We start from the raw sequence: 21,684 nt of genomic DNA, 5'->3' as shown, positions 1-21,684 counted from the left end.
CCACCCGCCCTCCCCCCCCCCACCCCCCCCCCCCCCCCCCCCCCCCCCCCCCCCCCCCCCCCCCCTCTCCCCCCCCCCCCCCCCCCCCAACCCCCCCCCCCCCCCCCCCCCCCCCCCCTCGAGGACAACGCTTGAGGACGCCGAGCGGCCGTAGGGCCCCGCACTCCCGGAGGAGTGCGGGGCCCTACGCATGTCTGCCGGGGCGGCGAGCCCTACCGCAACCGAGCCATCAGCGCATGCTCCACCAGCGTGATCAGCGCACTCTTCGCATCCGCGCGGTGCCGCGCGTCCGTCGTGAGAATCGGGGTGTCGGGTCCGATCTGGAGCGCTTCGCGGACCTCGTCGGGGGTGTAGGGCTGGTGTCCGTCGAAGCCGTTGAGGGCGATGACGAAGGGGAGTCCGCTGTTCTCGAAGTAGTCGACGGCGGGGAAGCAGTCGGCGAGGCGGCGGGTGTCGACGAGGACGACGGCGCCGATGGCACCGCGGACCAGGTCGTCCCACATGAACCAGAAGCGGTCCTGTCCCGGCGTACCGAAGAGGTACAGGATCAGGTCCTGGTCCAGCGTGATGCGGCCGAAGTCCATCGCCACCGTCGTGGTGGTTTTGTCCCCGGTGTGCGTCAGGTCGTCGATGCCCGCGGATGCGGACGTCATCACGGCTTCGGTGCGCAGCGGATTGATCTCCGAAACGGCACCGACGAACGTGGTCTTACCCACGCCGAAGCCCCCTGCCACCACGATCTTCGCGGAGGTAGTGGAGCGGGCTGCTCCGCCGCTAGAGCTTGCGAAGTCCACTGAGCACCCTTTCGAGCAGTGTCACATCTGGCTGGCCGCCGGCGGACTCTTCGCCGCCGGGCTGATGGATAGCGACGAGTCCGGCCTCTGCCAAGTCGGCTACGAGGATCCGGGCAACGCCGAGCGGGATCGAGAGCAGTGCCGAAATCTCGGCGACCGACTTGATCTCGATGCACAGCCGGCAGATCCGCTGGTGCTCGGGCAACTGCCCTTGCAGCCGGGACGGATCGGCCGTGGTACTGACCAACGCCTCAATGGCGAGTTGGTAGCGCGGTCGGGTCCGGCCGCCGGTCATGGCGTACGGACGGACCAGCGGATTGTGCGCGGCCGGTGCGGCCGGCTCGGGGGCCTGCCGCGGCTGTACGGGCTGAATGCGGGGCGACTGGGGCGAGTCGTAGCGGTGCGGCCGCTGCGGAGGCCACCCGGGACCCTGCTGGGCGCTTTGCGGCGGCTGCGAAAAGGGCTGATACGGCTGGTACGGCTGCTGTGCGCCCTGCCTGCTGGGTGTGGAGGGGAAGTTGAAACGATTGTCCCCGTGCTCACCCGGCACGTTCTGGCCACCGTCGTACCGGTGTCCGCCTTGGGGTGTTGCCACGATTCCTCCTCCGCTTGCCGGTCCCGATTCCAGTGGGTCCGCGCCACCGCACCTTATGACTCGGTGGCGCGAAACGCACTGTCCGTCTACTAGTTAAGAAGACTTCCCTGAAGTTCGGCGCGGAGGTCCGGGGTGAGGACGGTGCCCGCACGGTCGACAAGAAGGGCCATTTCGTACCCGACCAGACCGATATCGGCGTCCGGGTGGGAGAGAACGGCCAGCGAAGATCCGTCGGAGATGGACATGATGAAGAGGAACCCGCGCTCCATCTCCACAACTGTCTGATTCACGGCGCCGCCTTCGAAGATCCGCGAGGCGCCCGCGGTCAGCGAGGTCAGACCGGAGGCGACAGCCGCCAGCTGGTCCGCGCGGTCGCGCGGAAATCCTTCGGACATGGCCAGCAGGAGTCCGTCGGCGGAGACCACCACCGTGTGCGACACCCCGGGGGTGTTGTCCACGAAGTTGGTGATCAACCAGTTCAGATTCTGCGCCGCCTGGCTCATCGGGCTCACACTAACGCTCCTGGTTGTAGGTATTACTTGTGTCCGAACCCGCGTTACGTCCCCGCAGCACGCCCCGCCGCAGGTTGCTCAACCTGCCGCGGACGTCCTCCGGGGCGCGGGAGACCTGAGGGCCGTCCTGCCGGGTCTGCTCCGCCGTGCCCTCGACCAGATTGGCCTTGGGCACCCGCCGGGGAAGTCCGGACGGGGTGACCCCGCCCGCCTTCGGCTCCCGGAGCTTCTCGGCCCGCTCCCAGCGCTCGTCGTTCGCCGAGCGCCAGTCGTCGGAGCCGTTCCCGTCCTGCTGCGCAGACGACTGCCGCTGCAGCGCTTCCTGCTGCGGCTGTTGCTGCTCGGCGACGGGCCGGTTGTTCCCGCGGCCGGTGGGCTGCCAGTGCTGCTGACCGCCCCGGCGCGGCAGACCGGCTTCGGTCATCTCGTGGCCGGGGTTCGGGGTGGGCCCGGGACGGTCGAAGCCTACGCGTTCCTGCGGCTCGGCGGGGGCGCTCGGGGCAGATTCCGCTTCGACCTCTGCCGACGGCTCGTACGCGCGCTGGTAGGCGCTCTGATCCGCCCACTCGTCCTGGTGGGGCTGGGGGGCGAACTGCTCCTCGTACGACGGCTGCGGGACCTCGCCGGCCGCATAGGCAGCCTCCGCATAGCCGCCCTGATGAGCGTGGTCGGGCTGTTCGGCAAAGCCCGCGTCGCCGCGGTAGGGGTCGTAGCCGCCCTCGTACGAAGCCTGCTCGTACTGCTCCTGCTGCGGCTCCTGGGCGTACCCGCTCTCGGCGTAACCGTTGTTGGCGTACTCGTTCCCGACGGGCTGGTTCGCGGCGTACTGCTCCTGCGGGAACTGCGGGCGCTCGCCGGCCGTCTGTGCCTCCAGCGCGGCCCGGCGCTCCTCACGCATCAGCGAGCGGCCCACCGGGTCCAGCTGCGCGGCGTCCACCGACTGCTGCTCATAGCGCGAGTCGTCGAAGCCGAGCTCCGCCGCCGTGCGCATCTGGGGCTGGTGCGGCAGCTGATCGAAGGTCTGCTGCTGCGGAATGATCGAGGAGACGGTGAAGTCGTCCTGCGCGGCGACCGGTTCGCCACCGCCACCATGGGTGATGGCGTCCGGCAACATGACCAGCGAGGTCGTTCCGGCCTGCTCGCCCGAGGGGCGCAGCTGGACCCGGATGCCGTGCCGGTCGGAGAGCCGGCCGACCACGAACAGACCCATCCGCTGGGACACCGCGGCGTCCACGGTCGGCGGGTTGGCCAGCTTGTGGTTGATGTCGGCGAAGTCTTCGGCGGTGAGGCCGATGCCCTTGTCGTGGATCTCGATCATCACGCGGCTGTCGGGCAGCCGGGTCGCCGTGACCCGCACCTTGGTCTGCGGCGAGGAGAACGTGGTGGCGTTCTCCAGCAGCTCGGCCAGCAGGTGCACGAGGTCGGTGACGGACTGGCCGTGGATCTCGGTCTCCGGTACCCCGGAGAGCTCGATGCGCTCGTACGACTCCACCTCGGAGGAGGCAGCCCGCAACACGTCGACCAGCGGGACCGGCTGGTTCCAGCGGCGGCCCGGCTCCTCGCCGGCGAGGACGAGGAGGTTCTCGCCGTTGCGGCGCATACGGGTGGCCAGGTGGTCCAGCCGGAAGAGGTTCTCCAGCTGGTCCGGGTCGGCCTCGTTGTTCTCCAGGTCGGTGATGAGGGTCAGCTGGCCCTCGATCAGCGACTGGTTGCGACGCGACAGGTTGGTGAAGATCGCGTTGACGTTGCCCCGCAGCATGGCCTGCTCGGCTGCCAGCCGGACCGCCTCGCGGTGCACCTGGTCGAAGGCGCGGGCGACCTCACCGATCTCGTCGCGGCTGTCGATCGGGATCGGCTGGACGCGGGTGTCGACCCGGCCCGGATCGGTCCTGGAGAGCTGGTCGACCAGCATCGGCAGCCGCTGCTCGGCGATCCCGAAGGCGGCCGTACGCAGCCGGCGCATCGAGCGGCTCATCTGCTGGGCCATCAGCCCGGCCAGGATGAAGGCGGCCAGCAGGGCGACGATCACGACGGCGGCGTTGATGACGGCGTCGTTCCTGGCGCTGGACGAGATGCCCGCGGCTTCGGTCACGGCCTTGTCGACGAGCTCGTCCTCGACGGTGGTGTAGCCGTCGAACTTGGCGGTGGCGGCCGCCATCCAGGTCTCGGGCGTGATGCCCTTCGCGGCCAGCTTCTCGGGCGACTTGCCCTGCCCGATCTGCTGGGCCATGCCGTCGAAGACCGAGCCGTCGACACTGGGGGGCGCGACGAACGGGACACCCGCGGCGTCGGCCTGCTCCTTCGCCTTCTTCAGCTTCTTCGCGCCGTCGGCCGACTTGGCGGCCATGACCTGCTTCAGCCGGGCTGCGTCGGCCTCCGTGCCACCGGAGACGAACTCGCCGAGCGCGATCTGCTCCAGGTAGTTGTACGAGCCGAAGGCCTTGACCTGGGCGTCGAACTTGGCGCCCTCCTGGCTCGGACGCACCAGCAGATGCATACCGATGGAGCGCTGAAGCGATTCTGCAGCCTTGGCGAGCTCGATCGCGTAGACGGTACGGCCGTAGCTGGTGACGTTGCCGGTGCCCAGCCCCAGCTCGTTGCAGAACTCCATCAGGGAGTGCTGCACCTGGATGTAGCCCTCTTCCGTCTTCACCGGGTCCATGGCCTCGGCGTAGGCGGCCTTGCGCAGCTCGGGGAGCTTGGGCTCCTCCAGCCGGAACAGCTGAAGACGCCGCTCCAGGCCCTGCTTCTTGGGCAGGTCCTTCACGGCGGTGTCGAACTTGGCCGCGGCCGCGTCGGTGGTGGCCCGGGCCTGGCTGACAACGGCGGCGTCACGCTTGTTCGACAGCAGGGGCTGAGCGGAGAGGTCACGCTCATTGAGGAGCGCCTGACCGTACACGGAGGCCGCGCGCACGATCAGCGCGGTCTTCTCGGCGTCCTGCGCCTCTCGCCAGGTGTCGACCGACCCCTTCACCTGGAAGCCGCCCATGACCAGGCCGACCAGCACCGGGATCAGGAGGATCGCGTTCAGCCGAGTGGGTACCCGCCAGTTGCGCGGTGACATCCGGCTGCTGCTTCCACCGGACGTCACTGCCGCGGACACATCGGCAGGCGACGCCGCGGCGCGCGGCGGCGGGGTGAAGTTGCCCCGCTCCTGCTGCGCCGCGGAGCCCTCGTTGCTTCGCCTCACTCGACCAACAACCTCTCGGCGTCGGCACCTACGTTGTGCCGTTTTTGTTCAGGGCCGTACTACTGGGGAGTTCGTCGAATTCCAGCACGGGGACCGGCCGCGTTCCAAACAGTCGGAACCAGCCATTCCGAGTGGTCCAGGCCTCAGATAAAACGGGCATAAAGAGCGAGCCCCGTCAAAAGGCGGGGCTCATGTGAGCGCAGCGGTACCAATCGAATGCATCGGGTGCTGAACGCGGGCCAATTCTCTGTCGAAACGTTATGAACACGGGGGCGGATCGTGTCAAAGGACACAGTCCGCCCCCGTTTGGCCACGGTAACTGCCCTAAATCAATACAGACTTGTGCCTACTTCAGCCGCGCCATCAGTGCGTGTTCCACGAGCGTGATGAGGCCGCTCTTCGCATCCGCGCGGTGCCGCGCGTCCGTCGTGATGATCGGGGTGTCGGGTCCGATCTGGAGCGCTTCGCGGACCTCGTCGGGGGTGTAGGGCTGGTGTCCGTCGAAGCCGTTGAGGGCGATGACGAAGGGGAGTCCGCTGTTCTCGAAGTAGTCGACGGCGGGGAAGCAGTCGGCGAGGCGGCGGGTGTCGACGAGGACGACGGCGCCGATGGCACCGCGGACCAGGTCGTCCCACATGAACCAGAAGCGGTCCTGTCCCGGCGTACCGAAGAGGTACAGGATCAGGTCCTGGTCCAGCGTGATGCGGCCGAAGTCCATGGCGACGGTCGTCGTCGTCTTGCCGCCGGTGTGCGTCAGATCGTCGATGCCCGCGGACGCGGACGTCATCACGGCTTCCGTACGCAACGGGTTGATCTCCGAAACGGCACCGACGAACGTGGTCTTACCCACGCCGAAGCCCCCCGCCACCACGATCTTCGCCGAGGTAGTGGAGCGGGCCGCTCCGCCGCTAGAGCTTGCGAAGTCCACTGAGCACCCTTTCGAGCAGCGTCACATCCGGCGCGCCGCCGGCCTCTCCATTGCCCGGCTGGTGGATGGCCACCATGCCGGCTTCCGCCAGGTCCGCGACAAGGATCCGGGCCACACCGAGCGGCATCGACAGCAGTGCCGAGACCTCGGCCACCGACTTGACCTCACGGCAGAGGTGGCAGATCCGCTGGTGCTCGGGGAGCAGCGTCCCCAGATGCGCGGGGTCGGCCGTGGTGGAGACCAGCGCCTCGATCGCGAGTTGGTAGCGCGGCCGGGTCCGGCCGCCGGTCATGGCATACGGACGGACCAGCGGCTGGTCGCCTTCACCGTCGTACGACGCGTGGTGCAGTGCGCCGTACGGATCGGATGAGGCGGGTGGCGGGGTCATGAATCCTCCGGGCGTGACAGCAAGGGGTCGGCCTGCAGTCTGAAGGGGCCGGTGGGGGGCTCTAAGCGGCCGAACGGGCTGGGGATGAGGGCGTTACCTGGGGCAATCGAGTCTGTCATCGATCCATGGCCGCCTAGTGGAGCAGGCTGCCTTGGAGCTCGGCGCGGAGGTCCGGGGTGAGGACGGTGCCCGCACGGTCGACCAGGAGGGCCATTTCGTACCCGACCAGACCGATGTCGGCGTCCGGGTGGGCGAGCACGGCCAGCGAGGAGCCGTCCGAAATGGACATCAGGAAGAGGAACCCGCGTTCCATCTCCACCACGGTCTGGCTGACGGCGCCGCCTTCGAAGATCCGCGAGGCGCCCGCGGTCAGCGAGGTCAGACCGGAGGCGACAGCCGCCAGCTGGTCCGCGCGGTCGCGCGGGAAACCTTCGGACATGGCCAGCAGGAGTCCGTCGGCGGAGACCACCACCGTGTGCGACACCCCGGGGGTGTTGTCCACGAAGTTGGTGATCAACCAGTTCAGATTCTGCGCGGCCTGACTCATCGGGCTCAACTAACGCTCCTGCTGGTGAGTGGGGCCGAGGGGAAAACTTCCGGTCGACTGGCCGTTGTTGGCCTGCCGTCCTTGCTGGATGCCCCGGCGGAGATTGGTCAACCGCCCGCGCACATCATCGGGCGCACGCGACACCTGAGGACCGGACTGATGGTTCTGCTGCTGGGCGGTGCCCGGCACCAGATTGGCGCGGGGTACCCGGCGAGGCAGTCCGGAGGTGGTCACTCCGCCTGCCGCGGGCTTCTTGGCCCGCTCCGCCTGCCGTACGAGTTCGTCGTTCGGCGAGGGGCGCCAGGAGCTTGTGGTGGCGCCCGTGTCGTCTCCGCCGCGGCGCGGCGCGGCGGGAGCAGGGCGCTCCTGGGCCGGCTGCTGCGGGAAGGCGGGCGCCTGCGGCTCGGCGGGCGGCTGCTGGCCGCTCTGCTGCGGGCCGTGGAACCAGTTCGTCTCGAGGTTGTCGTACAGCGGCGTACGACCGTCCCCGGGCCCGGCCGGAGGCAGCGCCTCGGGCTGCGGCTGCGGCGGCAGGACCGGGCGGTATTGCGCGTCACCGTTGGGCACGGCGGGCGGACGCGGGGCACCGAAGTCCCCGTTGTCCCGGCCGCGCTGACGCGGTGCCGGCAGGCCCTGGTCCTGCGCCCGAGCGGGCTGCGGCTGGCCGAAGTCGGGGCGGGCGAACTGCGCGGTGCTCGCCGGGTCCTGCGGAGCCGGGGCCTGCGGGGCCGGGGCCGAGAAGTCCGGGCGGGCGAACTCGGCGGTGGAGCCGGGGCCCTGCCGGTCGTCCATGGGCGGCCGCGGGGTGAGCGGCGGGCTCGTCGGCCGCTGGAAATGGCCGGTGGACTCGGGCTCCTCGTGGCCGCGCGGGGCGTCCAGCGGAGCACGCCGCGGCGCGGACGGCTCCTCGGTGCCCCAGCTGGTGGTCTGCGGGCGCTGCGGCTGCGGGTTGCCACCGGGCAGCTCGGCACGCGGACCGCCGACCGGGGGCAGCTGACGACCGGGGTCGACCGGGCCGCCGGACTGCTGGAAGCCGCCCTGGCCGCCCGGGTTCTGCCGGGCCTGCTGCGGCTGCGGGGACTGCCACGGGACCGGGCCGTTCGACCGGCCCTGCTGGTCGCCGCGGTCCTGGCGGCTGGAGCCGAACATGTCGGGCTGGGACGAGTCCGTACGGCCCGTTCCGTCGCCCTGGCCGCGGGCGCCGAGCCGGGCACCGTTGCCGAAGGCACCGGCGAGGCCGCCGCCCTGACGCTGCGGCTCCCGGCGCGAGGTGTCCTGCGGGCCGGTGTCGGACAGCCCGGCGGACTGGAAGCCGGCGTCCTGCTGGCCCTGCTGGCCCTGCTGGTTCTGCGGCCGGTGGGGGCCGCCGTCACGCGAGGGCAGCGCGGCACGCGGACCGGAGCCCGCGCCTACCTGACCGCGCGCGGCACCCGGGCCCGCGGCGAGCCGGCCGGCCGGGGCCGACGAAGCGCCTCCGAGGCCGGGACGGGAGCCGTTGCCCGCGCCCGTACCGCTGCCACCGCCGAGCAGACCGCCGGGGGCGGAGGGCTGCTGCCCCGGTCCCGGCTTGGGGGCCGGCTGCTTGCCACCGTGCGCGACATCGACGGGGAGCATGACCAGCGCGGTCGTGCCACCGGAGTCCGAGGGCCGCAACTGGATCCGGATGCCGTGACGCAGAGACAGCCGGCCGACCACGAACAGACCCATGCGGCGGGAGACCGAGACGTCCACGGTGGGCGGCGAGGCGAGCCGCTCGTTGATCGCCGCGAGGTCCTCGGGGGAGAGGCCGATGCCGGTGTCGTGGATCTCGACCAGCACCCGCCCGTCGGGCAGCGCGTGACCGGTGACCCGGACCTTCGTCTGCGGCGAGGAGAACGATGTGGCGTTCTCCAGCAGCTCGGCGAGCAGGTGCACGAGGTCATTGACGACGCGGCCCGCGACCTCGGTGGCGGGCACCGCGGCCAGTTCGATGCGCTCGTACTGCTCCACCTCGGAGGCGGCAGCACGGAGCACGTCGACCAGCGGGACGGGGCGGGTCCACCGGCGGCCCGGCTCCTCGCCCGCGAGAACGAGGAGGTTCTCGCCGTTACGGCGCATACGGGTCGCGAGGTGGTCGAGCTTGAAGAGCGAGGACAGCTGGTCCGGGTCGGCCTCGCGCGACTCCAGTTCGGAGATGAGCGAGAGCTGACGCTGGATGAGGCCCTGGCTGCGGCGTGAGAGGTTGGTGAACATCGCGTTGACGTTGCCCCGCAGGAGGGCCTGCTCGGCAGCGAGACGGACGGCCTCGCGGTGCACGTCGTCGAAGGCCGCGGCCACCTTGCCGATCTCGTCCCGGGAGTGCACACCGACCGACTCGACCGAGGTGTCGACGTCCTGCGGGTCGGCCTCGGAGAGCTGCTTGACGAGCTCGGGCAGCCGGTCCTGGGCGACGCGCGTAGCTGTGTCCTGCAGTCGCCGCAGCGAGCGGATCATCGACCGGGCGACGACGAAGGCGCCGACCAGCGAGACGCCGAGCACCAGCAGGATGAGCGCACCGCTGATGATCGCTTCGCGCTTCGACTGGTCGCGGAGCTCGCGGGCCTTGCCCTCCATGTCGCTGAGGAGGGTCTCCTCGATGGTCTTCATCGCCTGGATCTTGGTGGAGCTCTGGTCGTACCAGTCCAGATAGGAACGCCGAGGCATGCCTTCCATGCCCGAGGGGCTGTCCAGGACCTTCTTCGCATAGGTCTCGGAGGCCTTGATCTCCGGGTTGCCCTCCTGCAGCGTGGCCATCAGCTCTTCGGCGTTGTTGCCGGTCGCCGTGTAGACCGCCTTGAAGGAGCGGAGCGCAGAGTCTTCCTTGCGCAGCGCGGCGCGGCCGAACTGCTGGTCGTTCCGGTCGAGGTGCGACTGCTTGTCGTTGCCGCCGGGCAGTGCCGCGGCGATGACCGCCCGCTGGACCGAGGCGTACTCCTTGGCGGAGGAGAAGGCCGCCAGCGCCCGGGTCCGCTTGATCATCTCCGAGTTGCTGGTCGACTGAGCCATGTCCTGCGAGAGGCTCAGCAGCGAGGTGATCAGCTGGCTGTACTGGTCGACGGTCTGGAGGCTGGGGGAGCCCTTGGCGTACGCCGTCTTGCGGATCTCGCGGATCGAGGTCAGCTGGCTGGCGATGTGCTGGACGCTCGAGTAGATGCCCTCAAGGGCCTCGTCGCCCGACGGGTCGCCGATCGCGTCCGTCGCGTCCAAGAAGGCCGTCTTCGCCCGGTCGGTCTTCTTGCGGGGCTCGGTGACCTTGAAGTCGTCGGCCTTCACCCCGTTGGACAGCGGACCGGCCGAGCGGTCGCGCTCCTCCTGGAGCGCCTGGGCGAGCGTGGTCGCCTGCTTGGTCATCTTGGTCAGCAGCTGCATGTGATCCAGCTGCTGGATGTCGTTCATGGAGTCGTTGATCCGCAGTCCGCCCAGCGTGGTCGCGGCGACCACGGGAAGGGCGAGCAGGGAGACCAGACGCGTGCTGATCCGCCAGTTGCGAAGAGCCACTCGTGAGCCCGTGCTGACGGGGCCCCGGGGCTTGAGCGACGAGATCGGATCGGTGCCGCTGCTCGCCGTGGCACCGGGGTGCCGGTCGCGGTCACCGCTTTCGCCGGCCGAGGCCGGTCCGGGGTTCTGGGCGTGCTGGGGCGAGGAACCGCGGTCGGTCCCGCCGTGCGGCTCCTGTTCCGCCGCCGCGCTGCCATCCCTCTTGAAACGTCCCTGCACTAGCGTCGCAACCTCTGGACCAGGCGTCCCCTCCGCGCGAAGCGGGTGGGACGGTGTCGGCGTCGTGGGGCGTCGTGTCCGCCCCCTGGTGGTCGTTGAGCGACCGGCGCTTCTCCCCTTCCCGCCGCCACTCGGCGCTGCGTTGCGCCCCTGCGCGCCGGTTTGAAAACCCGCGGCGGTGCGTGGAATTCCAGCACAGTGCCGGATCTCCAACAAGGGCCCCCTGCCGGGCCGTGGCCTGAGTGACGCGTTGTGATGGCTGAGTAACAAGCCGTGGAGCGCGTTCGCGGGCAAAACGGATGATTGAGGGTGAATCGACAGAGGGTGGAGGGTGTCCCAGTCGACATGATCAGGAGCGGAATGGCTCATTCAGTGGCACAATGTCCGTTTCTGCCGGAGTGGTCGGCCGCCTGAATTGAGGCAATTGTCGATGCCGTCGTGAGGAAACTCACATGATGATCGTCGTCTCATCCGGGCTCCTGAAGGGAATTGGATGTTTAGCCTGACGCTTTACAGGGATGGCAAATCCGACAACCGGCGCCCCTCCGGGCGGCGCCCGTACCGACAGGGTCCGAACGGCAGATGAAGACGACGATGATGTTCCGCAACATTGCCAACCCCCGGCGCACCACGCTGGCGCACCTCAAGGACGCCGACGAGCTGCAGACGCCGGAACTGCCGGAGCGCACCGTCGAGCTGCCCACCCAGACGGCCAACCCCCGCCGCACCATCCTCATGGAAGCCCCGGTCACGGCCCCGGCCGCAGCAGCCGAGTAATGCGCGGTTGTCCCCCCTCGCCCGCGTTAGCCTGGAGCGTCAGTCTTCAGCCAGCCAGCAAGTGAGGGGCGACAGCATCCCGTGCGCATCGCCAGGTTCTCCATCGACGGCAATGTCGCCTTCGGCGCCGTCGAGGGCGAGGGGCCCGATGGTCTCGTCCTCGACATCATCAAAGGCATCCCGTACGCCGAGTTCGAGCTCTCCGGCACCAAGGTCCCGCTGAGCAAGGTCCGCCTCCTGCCGCCCGTGCTCCCCAACAAGGTCGTGGCCATCGGCCGTAACTACGCGGAGCACGCCGCGGAACTCGGCAACGAGGTACCGGACGTCCCCGTCGCCTTCTTCAAGCCCACCACCTCGGTGATCGGCTCCGGCGACGCCATCGAGTACCCCTCCTTCTCCAACGAACTCCACCACGAGGCCGAACTGGCCGTGGTCATCGGCCGCATGTGCCGCGAAGTGCCGCGTGAGCGCGTGAAGGACGTCATCTTCGGCTACACCTGCGCCAATGACGTCACCGCCCGCGATGCCCAGAAGCGCGAGAAGCAGTGGGCCCGGGCCAAGGGCTTCGACACGTCCTGCCCGCTCGGCCCCTGGGTGGAGACCGACCTCGACCCCAGCGACCTGACCATTCAGGCCACGGTCAACGGCGAGCAACGCCAGCTGGGCCGTACGAGCGACATGATCCGCTCGATCGAGGATCTGGTCGTCCACATCACGGAAGCCATGACGCTGCTCCCGGGCGATGTGATCCTCACCGGCACTCCCGCAGGGGTCGGACCCCTCCATGTCGGCGACGAGGTCGCCGTCACCATCGAAGGCATCGGCACTCTCACCAACAAGGTGATCAAGCGTGGTTAACGCACCCTCCCCCAAGCTCTCGGCTCCGCTCGAGCAGGTCCGCGTACGTTTCTGTCCCTCCCCGACCGGCAACCCCCATGTGGGCCTGGTCCGCACCGCCCTCTTCAACTGGGCCTTCGCCCGGCACCACGGCGGCACCCTGGTCTTCCGCATCGAGGACACCGATGCGGCCCGCGACTCCGAGGAGTCCTACAACCAGCTCCTGGAGTCGATGCGCTGGCTCGGCTTCGACTGGGACGAGGGCCCCGAGGTAGGCGGCCCGCACGCCCCGTACCGCCAGTCGCAGCGCATGGACATCTACAAGGATGTCGCCGAGAAGCTCCTCACAGGCGGGTACGCGTACCACTGCTACTGCACCACCGAGGAGCTCGACACCCGCCGCGACGCCGCCCGCGCCGCCGGTAAGCCGTCCGGCTACGACGGCCACTGCCGCGACCTCACGGCCGAGCAGATCGCCGCGTACGAGGCCGAGGGCCGCACCTCCATCGTCCGCTTCCGGATGCCCGACGAGGCGCTCACCTTCAACGACCTGGTCCGTGGCGAGCTGACCTTCCAGCCGGAGAACGTGCCGGACTACGGCATCGTCCGCGCCAACGGCGCCCCGCTCTACACGCTGGTCAACCCGGTCGACGACGCGCTGATGGAGATCACCCACGTCCTGCGCGGCGAGGACCTGCTCTCCTCCACCCCGCGTCAGATCGCCCTGTACAAGGCGCTCATCGAGCTGGGCATCGCCAAGGACACCCCCGCGTTCGGCCACCTCCCGTACGTCATGGGCGAGGGCAACAAGAAGCTCTCCAAGCGCGACCCGCAGGCCTCGCTCAACCTCTACCGCGAGCGCGGCTTCCTGCCGGAGGGGCTGCTCAACTACCTCTCCCTGCTGGGCTGGTCGATCGCCGAGGACCGCGACATCTTCTCGATCGAGGAGATGGTGGCCGCGTTCGACATCGAGGACGTCAACGCCAACCCGGCGCGCTTCGACCTGAAGAAGTGCGAGCACATCAACGCCGAGCACATCCGCAAGCTGGATGTGAAGACGTTCACCGAGGCGTGTGGCCCCTGGCTGAAGGCGCCGTTCGCCCCGTGGACCCCGGAGTCCTTCGACGCGGAGCAGTTCGCGGCGATCGCCCCGCACGCCCAGACCCGTGTCACGGTCCTCTCGGACATCACGGCCAACGTCGACTTCCTCTTCCTCGACGAGCCGGCCATCGACGAGGCGTCCTGGGCCAAGGCGATGAAGGAGGGCTCCGACGCCCTGCTCGTCACGGCCCGCGCCAAGCTGGCCGACGCCGAGTGGAACGCGGACGCCCTGAAGAACGCCATCCTCACTGCAGGCGAGGAGCACGGCCTGAAGCTCGGCAAGGCCCAGGCCCCGGTCCGCGTCGCGGTCACCGGCCGCACGATCGGCCTGCCGCTTTTCGAGTCCCTGGAGATCCTGGGCCGCGAGAAGACGATCGCCCGCATCGACGCGGCACTGGCCAAGCTGACCGCGTAACCGTCCAGATCACGCCTTGAGGGGGCGGCCACCGGTTCGCTCCGGGGGCCGCCCCCTCCGCCGTTTCTCGGTCATGAGAAGCGTTTCAGCCGGGGTGGGGTGCGGGATTCAGCCGAATGTCGCCGTTCGCTTACGGGAACCTCTGGCGCGACTAGGATCGGTCGCTATGGCCCGACAGGGGTGCGCGACGCAGGAATGAAGGGCAGATGGCAGAGGATCTCAACGTCTCCGTAACCGAGTTATACGCCTCCGCGGGCGCCGCAGACACGCTTGTCACAGATTTGCAGGGGCCTTTGCGGAAGGCGATCGATGACACGGCTGCGGCGGCTGCCGCATTCCGGGCATGGGACGACAAGGGCCGTGTCGAGGCTGTCGGTACCGGCTGGGGTGACGCCCTGACCACCCTGAAGGACCGTCTTGCGGAACACGCGAACGGCCTACGGCTGGTGGCCGATGGCCACAGCATCAACGAGGCGGACGTCCGCGACTGCTTCGAGGGCTGGTGAGCCCGGAATGCCAGAACTCTTCGCACAACTCTTCCGCCAGGACTTCTCCGACCTGGAAGCGGCCACCGGCTCGTGGCAGAAGCTGGCCGAGATCCTCGGCGACACCCGGATCGGCAGCGGGAAGCGCGTCTCGGGACCGCTGCACAAGGCAAGCTGGTCGGGCGTTGCCGCCCACTACGGCTTCAACGCGCTCGAAGCCACCGAGAGCAAACTGAAAACGGCGCAGACGAACGCGCAACTCATCCACACGGTCCTGGACACGCTCAGCACCCGGATGCAGGCCGCGCAGCGCAAACTGCGCCATGCGGTGTCGGATGCCGAGGCGGCCGGTCATACCGTCACGGAAGACGGCTGGGTCGAGCCGAAGCAGGCGGTCGACCCGAAGTATCACAACGACCCGGACTATCAGGGCGTTCAGCAGCAGGCCAACGCCGGGCTGGGAGGCTACCGGGCCCGAATCGACGAGGCGGTGGCGGAAGCGGAACGAGTCAGTAGCGACGCGACCGAACTCCTCCATCAGATCGATCCCTTCGACCTGGACAAGCAGTACGGCGGTGCCAACGCCGCAGAGGACGCCGCACGGATCGCCGAGTTCGCCGGGCTCGGCGGGAAGAACATTCCGGACGGGAAAGATCCGCAACACACCGCCGACTGGTGGGCGGGCCTCACCTCTGACCAGCGCGACTTCTACCTGGCGGCCTTCCCCGACCAGATCGGCAAACTGGACGGCCTTCCCACAGCCACCCGCGACGACGCGAACCGAGCGGTACTGGACATGCAGCTCAACGACTATGCGCTGCGCGAGGGCGACCTTGGCTACCACGAGCGCGACAGCTACCGCTCACTGAGCGCCCTCAAGGACCGCCTGGACAAAGAGGACGTGGCGCCCGCAAGCAAGCAGCTGTATCTGCTCGGCTTCGACACCTCGAAGGACGGCCGCGCGATCGTCGCCGTCGGCAACCCGGACACGGCTCGGCACACCGCGGTCCAGGTCCCGGGGACGAGTAACCAGCTGGACAACGTGGGGGATCAGATCAATCGTGTCAGTAAACTCCAGGACTCCGCCGCTGACTGGAACGGAGCTGCCGGGCCCGACGGCGTCTCGGTCATCTCCTGGCTCGACTACAACGCGCCGGAGGCGAACGGCGATTCCGTGGGGGAAGCGGAACTGAACCTGGGGATCGCCACTCAGGGCCGTGCCCAGAACGGGGCGGAGGACCTGCGTGACTTCACCCATGGTCTGCGAGCGGCTCATCAAGGTGAGCGGAGTCATCTCACGGTCCTGGCCCACAGCTACGGATCGACCACCGCCGGTGCGGCCGACGCCGGCGGGCGGGGACTGGACGCCGACGACATGGTGGTGGTCGGCAGCCCCGGACTGACGGTCGACCGCGCCGACCAACTGCACATAGATCCCAAGCACCTGTATGTGGGCGCGGCGGACAACGACTCGGTATCCAACGTGTTCTCTGACGCGACGCTCGGCGCGGACCCGAAGACATCAGAGTTCGGGGCGCAGCACATGTACGTGGACACCAAGGACCACGGCGGCTACTGGAACGACGGCAGCAAGAGTCTGGAGAACCAGGGCCGCATCATCGCCGGTCTCCGTCCACGGGACGGAGGGGCAGGCTGATGACGCGAATATCGACCGCATACGTGATTCCCCGGCGCCGGAGCATCGCGGCGCTGGCCCTGACGCTGCTGCTGGGAGGCTGCATGTCCGACGACGGAGTGAACGACCCGCTTCCGCGCATGAGCAGGGAGAAGGCGGAGAAGTGGGCCAAGCACTGGACCGATTCCATGGTCGGTACCGCGCATGCACGGCTCGACCCGAAGACGGCCCGCCCCACCGCGAGCTTCACGGATTGCACGGGTGAGAAGGGCGAGACGGCGGACGACGGCAGATTCACCCTGCGCTACTCGGTCCGGGGAACCCTTCCCCGGACCGCCCATGCCGGAGCGGTCACCGCCATCAAGGACACTCTCAAGGACAAGGGCTTCGAGATCCAGACCTTCGAAGTTGATCTGGACACAGAGCCGGCAAACGTGGTTGACGCCAAGCACCCGAAGGATCAGCAGTTCGTCTCTGTGGGGTCCGTGGACAAGGACCTCCTGGTCTTCATCGTCAGCACCCCCTGCCTCCTGCCGCCGGGTGTCGAGCAGCAGAAATTCTGAGTTGTGAACCCTTGGTCCTGGGACACCCTGGATACGGCGGCGGTGATCGAAGTCCACGGGCCGCCTCTTCCGCGTTCTAGAGGGCGTGTGGAGTGGTGCTGCTGTTCGTCTGCTGCCGTGGGATGACCCACGACAGTGGGGCGGCCTTGTGTGGCCCGGACATCAGGCTGGAGGGCTGTGCTGTGCGCCGGTCGGAGACCACGACCTGAAGATTGTCTTCATCGGTCTGCAGAGCACTGCGAAGCCCACCGCGTTCGCCGCGTAGGAACCTAAGCTGGGCCGCATGACGATCCGCGCGGTCCTCTGGGACATCGACGACACGATCTTCGACTACACGGGCGCCGACCGCGCCGGCATGAGCAAGCATCTCGAACACGAGGGCCTGCCCGACGGATACGACTCCGTCGAGCAGGCCCTCGCTGCGTGGCGGGCGATCACCGATGTGCACTGGGCGCGGTTCGCCGCCGGGGAGACGGACTTCCAGGGGCAGCGCCGGGACCGGGTCCGGGAGTTCCTCTCGCGGGCGCTGGACGACGTCGGGGCCGACGACTGGTTTGCTCGACACGCGGCCCACTACGAGGCCGCCTGGTCGCTCTTCCCGGATGTGCTGCCCGTACTGGATCTGCTGGCGGGCGGGTTCCGGCACGGGGTGCTGTCGAACTCCAGCATTCACAACCAGGACCGCAAGCTGCGCACGCTCGGGGTGCGGGACCGGTTCGAGGCCGTGGTGTGCGCCGTGGAGCTGGGCGTCTCCAAGCCCGAGGCCGGCGCCTTCCACGCCGCCTGCGACGCGCTGGCGCTGGAGCCGCAGGAGGTCGCGTACGTGGGGGATGAACCGGACATCGACGCGGTTGGCGCGGTCGCCGCAGGGCTGATGGGCATCTGGCTCGACCGGGGCGGCCGTGGTGGCCGCCCCGAGCTCGTCCGTATCAGCGGGCTCGATCAGCTGCCCGGCCTGCTGAGGCCTGCCCGACCCTGATCCGCCGGACAAGCCCTGGCGGGCAATACCCGTTTTGGAGCGCCGGACACCTTCGGGTAATGTTCTTCCTGCGCCGCCCGAGCGGGACGAAAGATCCGAACGGGAAGCGCAAACCGAACAAAACCCCTTCCGGGGGTTGAGTTTTGGTGGGCTATGGTGTAATTGGCAACACTACGGTTTCTGGTACCGTCATTCTAGGTTCGAGTCCTGGTAGCCCAGCGCAGAAATGCAACAGCAGTAACAAGCCCCCGTTGTGTAGCGGCCTAGCACGCTGCCCTCTCACGGCAGTAGCGCCGGTTCGAATCCGGTCGGGGGTACAGATCCTTCCCGCGAGATCATCTGGGTCGCACCCACGCTCTCGATGCAGGATCGCTAGGGCCCCCGTTGTGTAGCGGCCTAGCACGCTGCCCTCTCACGGCAGTAGCGCCGGTTCGAATCCGGTCGGGGGTACTTGTAACACCATGGGCTATGGTGTAATTGGCAACACTACGGTTTCTGGTACCGTCATTCTAGGTTCGAGTCCTGGTAGCCCAGCGCAGAAATGCAACAGCAGTAACAAGCCCCCGTTGTGTAGCGGCCTAGCACGCTGCCCTCTCACGGCAGTAGCGCCGGTTCGAATCCGGTCGGGGGTACAGCAGAGCGACAGACAAGGGCCCTTCACCTCGGTGAAGGGCCCTTCTGCTTATCCGTCAGAGTCCGTACCGCCGGGCCGACTTCTCCTCCTGAGCCATCCTGCGCAGCGCCATCAGCAGTGGCTCGCAGAGCACCGTCGATGTGACCGTCGTCTCCACGTGTTCCGCCTCCGTGCGGTACGCCTCCTCGTCATGACCAGCTCCTGGACGGCGACTTGGTGCATGAGGCGGGCCTGCTCGGATGCACGCTGCTGTCCGGCTCGCCGCGCACGTACTGCGTCGTCCAGTACTGGGAATCGAGGGAGAAGCCGTACGCGTACGCGAGTGCTCCCGACATGTTCCACCGCAAGGCCTGGGCGTGGGGCTGTGGCACGAGACGTACATAGTGCCCGAGAGCGGCTACGAATCGATCTACGCCGATATGCCGGCCTACGGGCTGGCCGCGGTGACCGGCGTACTGCCGATCGAGGGGCGGGGCCGCCGGGCGGCGGACCGTCTCGCGCACCGCTCGTCCGCGAAGTGAGGTGCTGAGAGGGGGCCGCCACGACGCTGGGGCGGCCGGAAGGTATTTCTTGGGTACGTCAGCCGTTGCGGCGCAGGGCCTCGCTGAGCCTGGCCGCCGAGTCGATGACCGCCTGGGCGTGCATCCGGCCCGGGTGCCGGGTCAGCCGCTCGATCGGTCCGGAGACCGAGACGGCGGCGACCACCCGGTTCGAGGGGCCGCGCACCGGCGCCGAGACCGACGCGACGCCCGGCTCGCGCTCGCCGATCGACTGGGCCCAGCCCCTGCGCCGTACGCCCGAGAGCGCCGTCGCCGTGAAACGGGCGCCCTGGAGGCCGCGGTGGAGGCGCTCCGGCTCCTCCCAGGCCATCAGGATCTGGGCCGACGAGCCGGCCTTCATGGTGAGCGTGGAGCCGACCGGCACGGTGTCCCGCAGGCCGGACAGCCGCTCCGCCGCTGCCACGCAGATCCGCATCTCGCCTTGTCGCCGGTAGAGCTGCGCGCTCTCGCCGGTGATGTCACGGAGGTGGGTGAGCACCGGTCCCGCCGTGGCCAGCAAGCGGTCCTCGCCCGCCGCCGCCGCCAGTTCCGCCAGTCGGGGGCCGAGAATGAAACGGCCCTGCATGTCCCTCGCCACCATGCGGTGGTGTTCGAGTGCCACGGCCAGCCGGTGAGCCGTGGGTCGTGCGAGCCCGGTCGCCGCGACCAGCCCGGCGAGGGTGGCCGGACCGGACTCCAGGGCGCTCAATACCAGAGCTGCCTTGTCGAGAACGCCGACGCCGCTAGAGTTGTCCATACGACGATACTCCCGTCTCACTCTGTGAAACGCAAGTTCAATTTTCGGCGGAAGTTGCGAACCTGTAGGGGCGGCCACACAACGGCCCGTAGCCACCGCCCCGCACGGGGGTCCGGACGGCGGCGCACCGAATCTCTAGTTGGGCCGGCGAAGACGCCGGCCGGAGGGAAAGCGATGGGTAGGACACTCGCGGAGAAGGTCTGGGACGACCATGTCGTCCGGCGCGCCGAAGGTGAGCCCGACCTCCTCTTCATCGATCTGCACCTGCTGCACGAGGTGACCAGCCCCCAGGCCTTCGACGGCCTCCGTCAGGCCGGACGCCGGGTGCGGCGCCTCGACCTCACCATCGCCACCGAGGATCACAACACCCCGACCCTCGACATCGACAAGCCCATCGCCGACCCGGTCTCCCGTGCCCAGTTGGAGACGCTGCGCAAGAACTGCGCGGAGTTCGGTGTACGGCTGCACCCGCTGGGCGACGTCGAGCAGGGCGTCGTGCACGTGGTCGGCCCGCAGCTGGGGCTGACCCAGCCCGGCACCACGGTCGTCTGCGGCGACTCCCACACCTCCACACACGGTGCGTTCGGCGCGCTGGCGTTCGGCATCGGCACCAGTCAGGTCGAGCACGTGCTGGCCACCCAGACGCTGCCGATGGCCCGCCCGAAGACGATGGCGATCACCATCGACGGCGAACTGCCCGACGGCGTCACGGCCAAGGACCTGATCCTCGCGATCATCGCCCGGATCGGCACCGGCGGCGGCCAGGGCTACATCCTCGAATACCGCGGCTCGGCCATCGAGAAGCTCTCGATGGAAGCCCGGATGACCATCTGCAACATGTCGATCGAGGCCGGTGCCCGGGCAGGCATGATCGCCCCGGACGGGACCACGTTCGACTATCTGAAGGGCCGCGACCACGCCCCGCAGGGCGAGGACTGGGACGCCGCCGTCGCGTACTGGAAGACGCTGCGCACGGACGACGACGCGGTCTTCGACGCCGAGGTCGTCATCGACGCCGCCGAACTGGCGCCGTTCGTCACCTGGGGCACCAACCCCGGCCAGGGCGCGCCCCTGTCGGCCAACGTCCCCGACCCGGCTTCGTACGAGGACGCCTCGGAGCGCAACGCCGCCGAAAAGGCCCTGGAATACATGGGGTTGACCGCCGGCCAGCCGCTGCGCGAGATCAACGTGGACACCGTCTTCGTAGGCTCCTGCACCAACGGCCGGATCGAGGACCTGCGTAACGCCGCCGCGATCCTGGACGGCCGCGAAGTCGCGAGAGGCGTACGGATGCTGGTCGTCCCGGGCTCGGTCCGGGTTGCCCTGCAGGCCGTCGAGGAGGGCCTGGACAAGGTCTTCACCGCCGCAGGCGCCGAATGGCGTCACGCGGGCTGCTCGATGTGTCTCGGCATGAACCCCGACCAGCTGGCCCCCGGCGAGCGCTCCGCCTCCACCTCGAACCGCAACTTCGAGGGGCGGCAGGGCAAGGGCGGCCGTACGCACCTGGTCTCCCCGCAGGTCGCCGCCGCCACCGCCGTGCTGGGCCACCTGGCCTCGCCGGCCGACCTGTCCGACGCCCGTACGCCCGCCGGAGTCTGAGAATCATGGAAGCTTTCACCGCACACACCGGCCGGGCCGTCCCGCTGCGCCGCAGCAACGTCGACACCGACCAGATCATCCCCGCCCACTGGCTGAAGAAGGTCACCCGCGACGGCTTCGAGGACGGACTCTTCGAGGCCTGGCGCAAGGACGAGAACTTCGTCCTCAACCGCCCGGAGCGCAGCGGCGCGACGGTGCTGGTGGCCGGTCCCGACTTCGGCACCGGATCATCCCGCGAACACGCCGTGTGGGCGCTGCAGAACTACGGTTTCAAGGCCGTCATCTCCTCCCGGTTCGCCGACATCTTCCGGGGCAACTCGCTGAAGAACGGGCTGTTGACCGTCGTCCTCGACCAGAAGGTCGTCGACGCGCTCTGGGAGCTGACCGAGGCAGACCCGACCGCCGAGATCACCGTCGACCTGGAGGCGCGCCAGGTCCGTGCCGAGGGCATCACGGCCGACTTCGAGCTCGACGAGAACGCGCGCTGGCGACTGCTGAACGGGCTGGACGACATCAGTCTCACCCTTCAGAACGAAGCGGACATCGCGACTTATGAGGTGGCAAGGCCGACCTTCAAGCCGCGTACAATTAACACCTGAGCAGCGCGTTTCCAGGACTGCGCCCCTTGCCATCTGGTAGGGGGCGCAGTCGCTTGTTGAGACCCCGTCGGGCG

At 68.7% G+C, this 21,684-nt stretch carries 18 protein-coding genes, 5 tRNA genes and 1 pseudogene; 15 read left to right on the top strand and 9 right to left on the bottom strand.

The annotated features are described in order from the left end of the window. Positions 1 to 212: 212 nt before the first annotated feature. From ACZ7IB_RS27085 to ACZ7IB_RS27050, 8 genes are all read right to left on the bottom strand, one after another. Positions 213 to 794: a GTP-binding protein gene (locus ACZ7IB_RS27085; RefSeq protein ID WP_014048542.1), complete on the bottom strand. Its 582-nt coding sequence runs from the start codon at positions 792 to 794 to the stop codon at positions 213 to 215. Then, on the bottom strand, positions 775 to 1,389 hold the full coding sequence (locus tag ACZ7IB_RS27080) for a DUF742 domain-containing protein (protein ID WP_470916427.1): 615 nt from the start codon (positions 1,387 to 1,389) through the stop codon (positions 775 to 777). Before ACZ7IB_RS27080 ends, ACZ7IB_RS27085 begins: the two co-directional genes overlap by 20 nt. Positions 1,390 to 1,478: 89 nt before the next feature. Further along, positions 1,479 to 1,892: a roadblock/LC7 domain-containing protein gene (locus ACZ7IB_RS27075; RefSeq protein ID WP_267007938.1), complete on the bottom strand. Its 414-nt coding sequence runs from the start codon at positions 1,890 to 1,892 to the stop codon at positions 1,479 to 1,481. A 10-nt stretch (positions 1,893 to 1,902) separates the two neighbouring features. Then, a complete protein-coding gene (locus ACZ7IB_RS27070) occupies positions 1,903 to 5,091 on the bottom strand; it encodes a sensor histidine kinase (protein WP_470916426.1) in 3,189 nt (1,062 codons plus the stop codon). 346 nt (positions 5,092 to 5,437) lie between these two features. Next, the gene (locus tag ACZ7IB_RS27065) at positions 5,438 to 6,019 is read right to left on the bottom strand and encodes a GTP-binding protein (RefSeq protein WP_405684291.1); all 582 of its coding nucleotides are present in this window, start codon (positions 6,017 to 6,019) and stop codon (positions 5,438 to 5,440) included. Beyond that, positions 6,000 to 6,407, bottom strand: a complete 408-nt coding sequence (locus ACZ7IB_RS27060) for a DUF742 domain-containing protein (RefSeq protein ID WP_020679255.1) — start codon at positions 6,405 to 6,407, stop codon at positions 6,000 to 6,002. The genes ACZ7IB_RS27065 and ACZ7IB_RS27060 overlap by 20 nt, the downstream gene beginning before the upstream one ends. A gap of 133 nt (positions 6,408 to 6,540) precedes the next feature. Continuing rightward, on the bottom strand, positions 6,541 to 6,963 hold the full coding sequence (locus tag ACZ7IB_RS27055; RefSeq protein WP_003966009.1) for a roadblock/LC7 domain-containing protein: 423 nt from the start codon (positions 6,961 to 6,963) through the stop codon (positions 6,541 to 6,543). Beyond that, the gene (locus ACZ7IB_RS27050) at positions 6,964 to 10,689 is read right to left on the bottom strand and encodes a sensor histidine kinase (RefSeq protein WP_470916425.1); all 3,726 of its coding nucleotides are present in this window, start codon (positions 10,687 to 10,689) and stop codon (positions 6,964 to 6,966) included. 582 nt (positions 10,690 to 11,271) lie between these two features. Between ACZ7IB_RS27050 and ACZ7IB_RS27045 the strand changes: the two genes are divergently transcribed. From ACZ7IB_RS27045 to ACZ7IB_RS26985, 13 genes and pseudogenes are all read left to right on the top strand, one after another. After that, the gene (locus tag ACZ7IB_RS27045) at positions 11,272 to 11,466 is read left to right on the top strand and encodes a hypothetical protein (protein WP_114246866.1); all 195 of its coding nucleotides are present in this window, start codon (positions 11,272 to 11,274) and stop codon (positions 11,464 to 11,466) included. A gap of 81 nt (positions 11,467 to 11,547) precedes the next feature. Beyond that, on the top strand, positions 11,548 to 12,324 hold the full coding sequence (locus ACZ7IB_RS27040) for a fumarylacetoacetate hydrolase family protein (protein ID WP_114246867.1): 777 nt from the start codon (positions 11,548 to 11,550) through the stop codon (positions 12,322 to 12,324). Next, the gene (gene gltX, locus ACZ7IB_RS27035) at positions 12,317 to 13,819 is read left to right on the top strand and encodes a glutamate--tRNA ligase (protein ID WP_470916424.1); all 1,503 of its coding nucleotides are present in this window, start codon (positions 12,317 to 12,319) and stop codon (positions 13,817 to 13,819) included. Before ACZ7IB_RS27040 ends, gltX begins: the two co-directional genes overlap by 8 nt. Positions 13,820 to 14,025: 206 nt before the next feature. After that, positions 14,026 to 14,325 (top strand): hypothetical protein, encoded by a 300-nt coding sequence (locus tag ACZ7IB_RS27030; protein WP_470916423.1) that lies wholly within the window; start codon positions 14,026 to 14,028, stop codon positions 14,323 to 14,325. A 7-nt stretch (positions 14,326 to 14,332) separates the two neighbouring features. Further along, positions 14,333 to 15,961 (top strand): alpha/beta hydrolase, encoded by a 1,629-nt coding sequence (locus ACZ7IB_RS27025; RefSeq protein WP_470916422.1) that lies wholly within the window; start codon positions 14,333 to 14,335, stop codon positions 15,959 to 15,961. After that, on the top strand, positions 15,961 to 16,503 hold the full coding sequence (locus ACZ7IB_RS27020) for a hypothetical protein (RefSeq protein ID WP_470916421.1): 543 nt from the start codon (positions 15,961 to 15,963) through the stop codon (positions 16,501 to 16,503). The genes ACZ7IB_RS27025 and ACZ7IB_RS27020 overlap by 1 nt, the downstream gene beginning before the upstream one ends. Before the next feature lie 283 nt (positions 16,504 to 16,786). Then, positions 16,787 to 17,482, top strand: a complete 696-nt coding sequence (locus ACZ7IB_RS27015; RefSeq protein ID WP_470916420.1) for an HAD family hydrolase — start codon at positions 16,787 to 16,789, stop codon at positions 17,480 to 17,482. A gap of 147 nt (positions 17,483 to 17,629) precedes the next feature. After that, positions 17,630 to 17,701: transfer RNA gene (locus tag ACZ7IB_RS27010), tRNA-Gln, on the top strand. 25 nt (positions 17,702 to 17,726) lie between these two features. Then, positions 17,727 to 17,799 (top strand) — tRNA-Glu (locus tag ACZ7IB_RS27005). A gap of 60 nt (positions 17,800 to 17,859) precedes the next feature. Then, positions 17,860 to 17,932, top strand: a tRNA-Glu gene (locus ACZ7IB_RS27000). Between the two features lie 12 nt (positions 17,933 to 17,944). Further along, positions 17,945 to 18,016: transfer RNA gene (locus ACZ7IB_RS26995), tRNA-Gln, on the top strand. Positions 18,017 to 18,041: 25 nt separating this feature from the next. Continuing rightward, a tRNA-Glu gene (locus ACZ7IB_RS26990) sits at positions 18,042 to 18,114 on the top strand. A gap of 230 nt (positions 18,115 to 18,344) precedes the next feature. Continuing rightward, positions 18,345 to 18,637 (top strand): annotated as a pseudogene (locus tag ACZ7IB_RS26985) (monooxygenase family protein); the annotation flags it as partial. 58 nt (positions 18,638 to 18,695) lie between these two features. Here ACZ7IB_RS26985 and ndgR read toward each other — a convergent pair. Beyond that, positions 18,696 to 19,412, bottom strand: a complete 717-nt coding sequence (gene ndgR / locus ACZ7IB_RS26980; protein ID WP_072487274.1) for an IclR family transcriptional regulator NdgR — start codon at positions 19,410 to 19,412, stop codon at positions 18,696 to 18,698. 174 nt (positions 19,413 to 19,586) lie between these two features. Here ndgR and leuC point away from each other — a divergent pair, with 174 nt between their 5' ends. Then, positions 19,587 to 21,011: a 3-isopropylmalate dehydratase large subunit gene (leuC, locus tag ACZ7IB_RS26975; RefSeq protein ID WP_470916419.1), complete on the top strand. Its 1,425-nt coding sequence runs from the start codon at positions 19,587 to 19,589 to the stop codon at positions 21,009 to 21,011. Between the two features lie 5 nt (positions 21,012 to 21,016). Further along, the gene (gene leuD, locus ACZ7IB_RS26970) at positions 21,017 to 21,610 is read left to right on the top strand and encodes a 3-isopropylmalate dehydratase small subunit (RefSeq protein ID WP_470916418.1); all 594 of its coding nucleotides are present in this window, start codon (positions 21,017 to 21,019) and stop codon (positions 21,608 to 21,610) included. The last annotated feature ends 74 nt before the right edge of the window (positions 21,611 to 21,684 follow it).

The sequence above is a fragment of the Streptomyces sp. NPDC037301 genome (assembly GCF_055602785.1).
The sequence above is the reverse complement of the archived record's forward strand: the minus strand, read 5'-3'. Positions and strand labels throughout refer to the sequence as shown.

Bases quoted from the DNA above. Each gene is read 5' to 3' on its own strand.
- ACZ7IB_RS27075 (WP_267007938.1), bottom strand. From the start codon at position 1,892: ATGAGCCAGGCGGCGCAGAATCTGAACTGGTTGATCACCAACTTCGTG.
- ACZ7IB_RS27060 (WP_020679255.1), bottom strand. From the start codon at position 6,407: ATGACCCCGCCACCCGCCTCATCCGATCCGTACGGCGCACTGCACCAC.
- ACZ7IB_RS27045 (WP_114246866.1), top strand. From the start codon at position 11,272: ATGAAGACGACGATGATGTTCCGCAACATTGCCAACCCCCGGCGCACC.
- ACZ7IB_RS27030 (WP_470916423.1), top strand. From the start codon at position 14,026: ATGGCAGAGGATCTCAACGTCTCCGTAACCGAGTTATACGCCTCCGCG.
- ACZ7IB_RS27025 (WP_470916422.1), top strand. From the start codon at position 14,333: ATGCCAGAACTCTTCGCACAACTCTTCCGCCAGGACTTCTCCGACCTG.
- ACZ7IB_RS27020 (WP_470916421.1), top strand. From the start codon at position 15,961: ATGACGCGAATATCGACCGCATACGTGATTCCCCGGCGCCGGAGCATC.
- ACZ7IB_RS27015 (WP_470916420.1), top strand. From the start codon at position 16,787: ATGACGATCCGCGCGGTCCTCTGGGACATCGACGACACGATCTTCGAC.
- ndgR (WP_072487274.1), bottom strand. From the start codon at position 19,412: ATGGACAACTCTAGCGGCGTCGGCGTTCTCGACAAGGCAGCTCTGGTA.
- leuC (WP_470916419.1), top strand. From the start codon at position 19,587: ATGGGTAGGACACTCGCGGAGAAGGTCTGGGACGACCATGTCGTCCGG.
- leuD (WP_470916418.1), top strand. From the start codon at position 21,017: ATGGAAGCTTTCACCGCACACACCGGCCGGGCCGTCCCGCTGCGCCGC.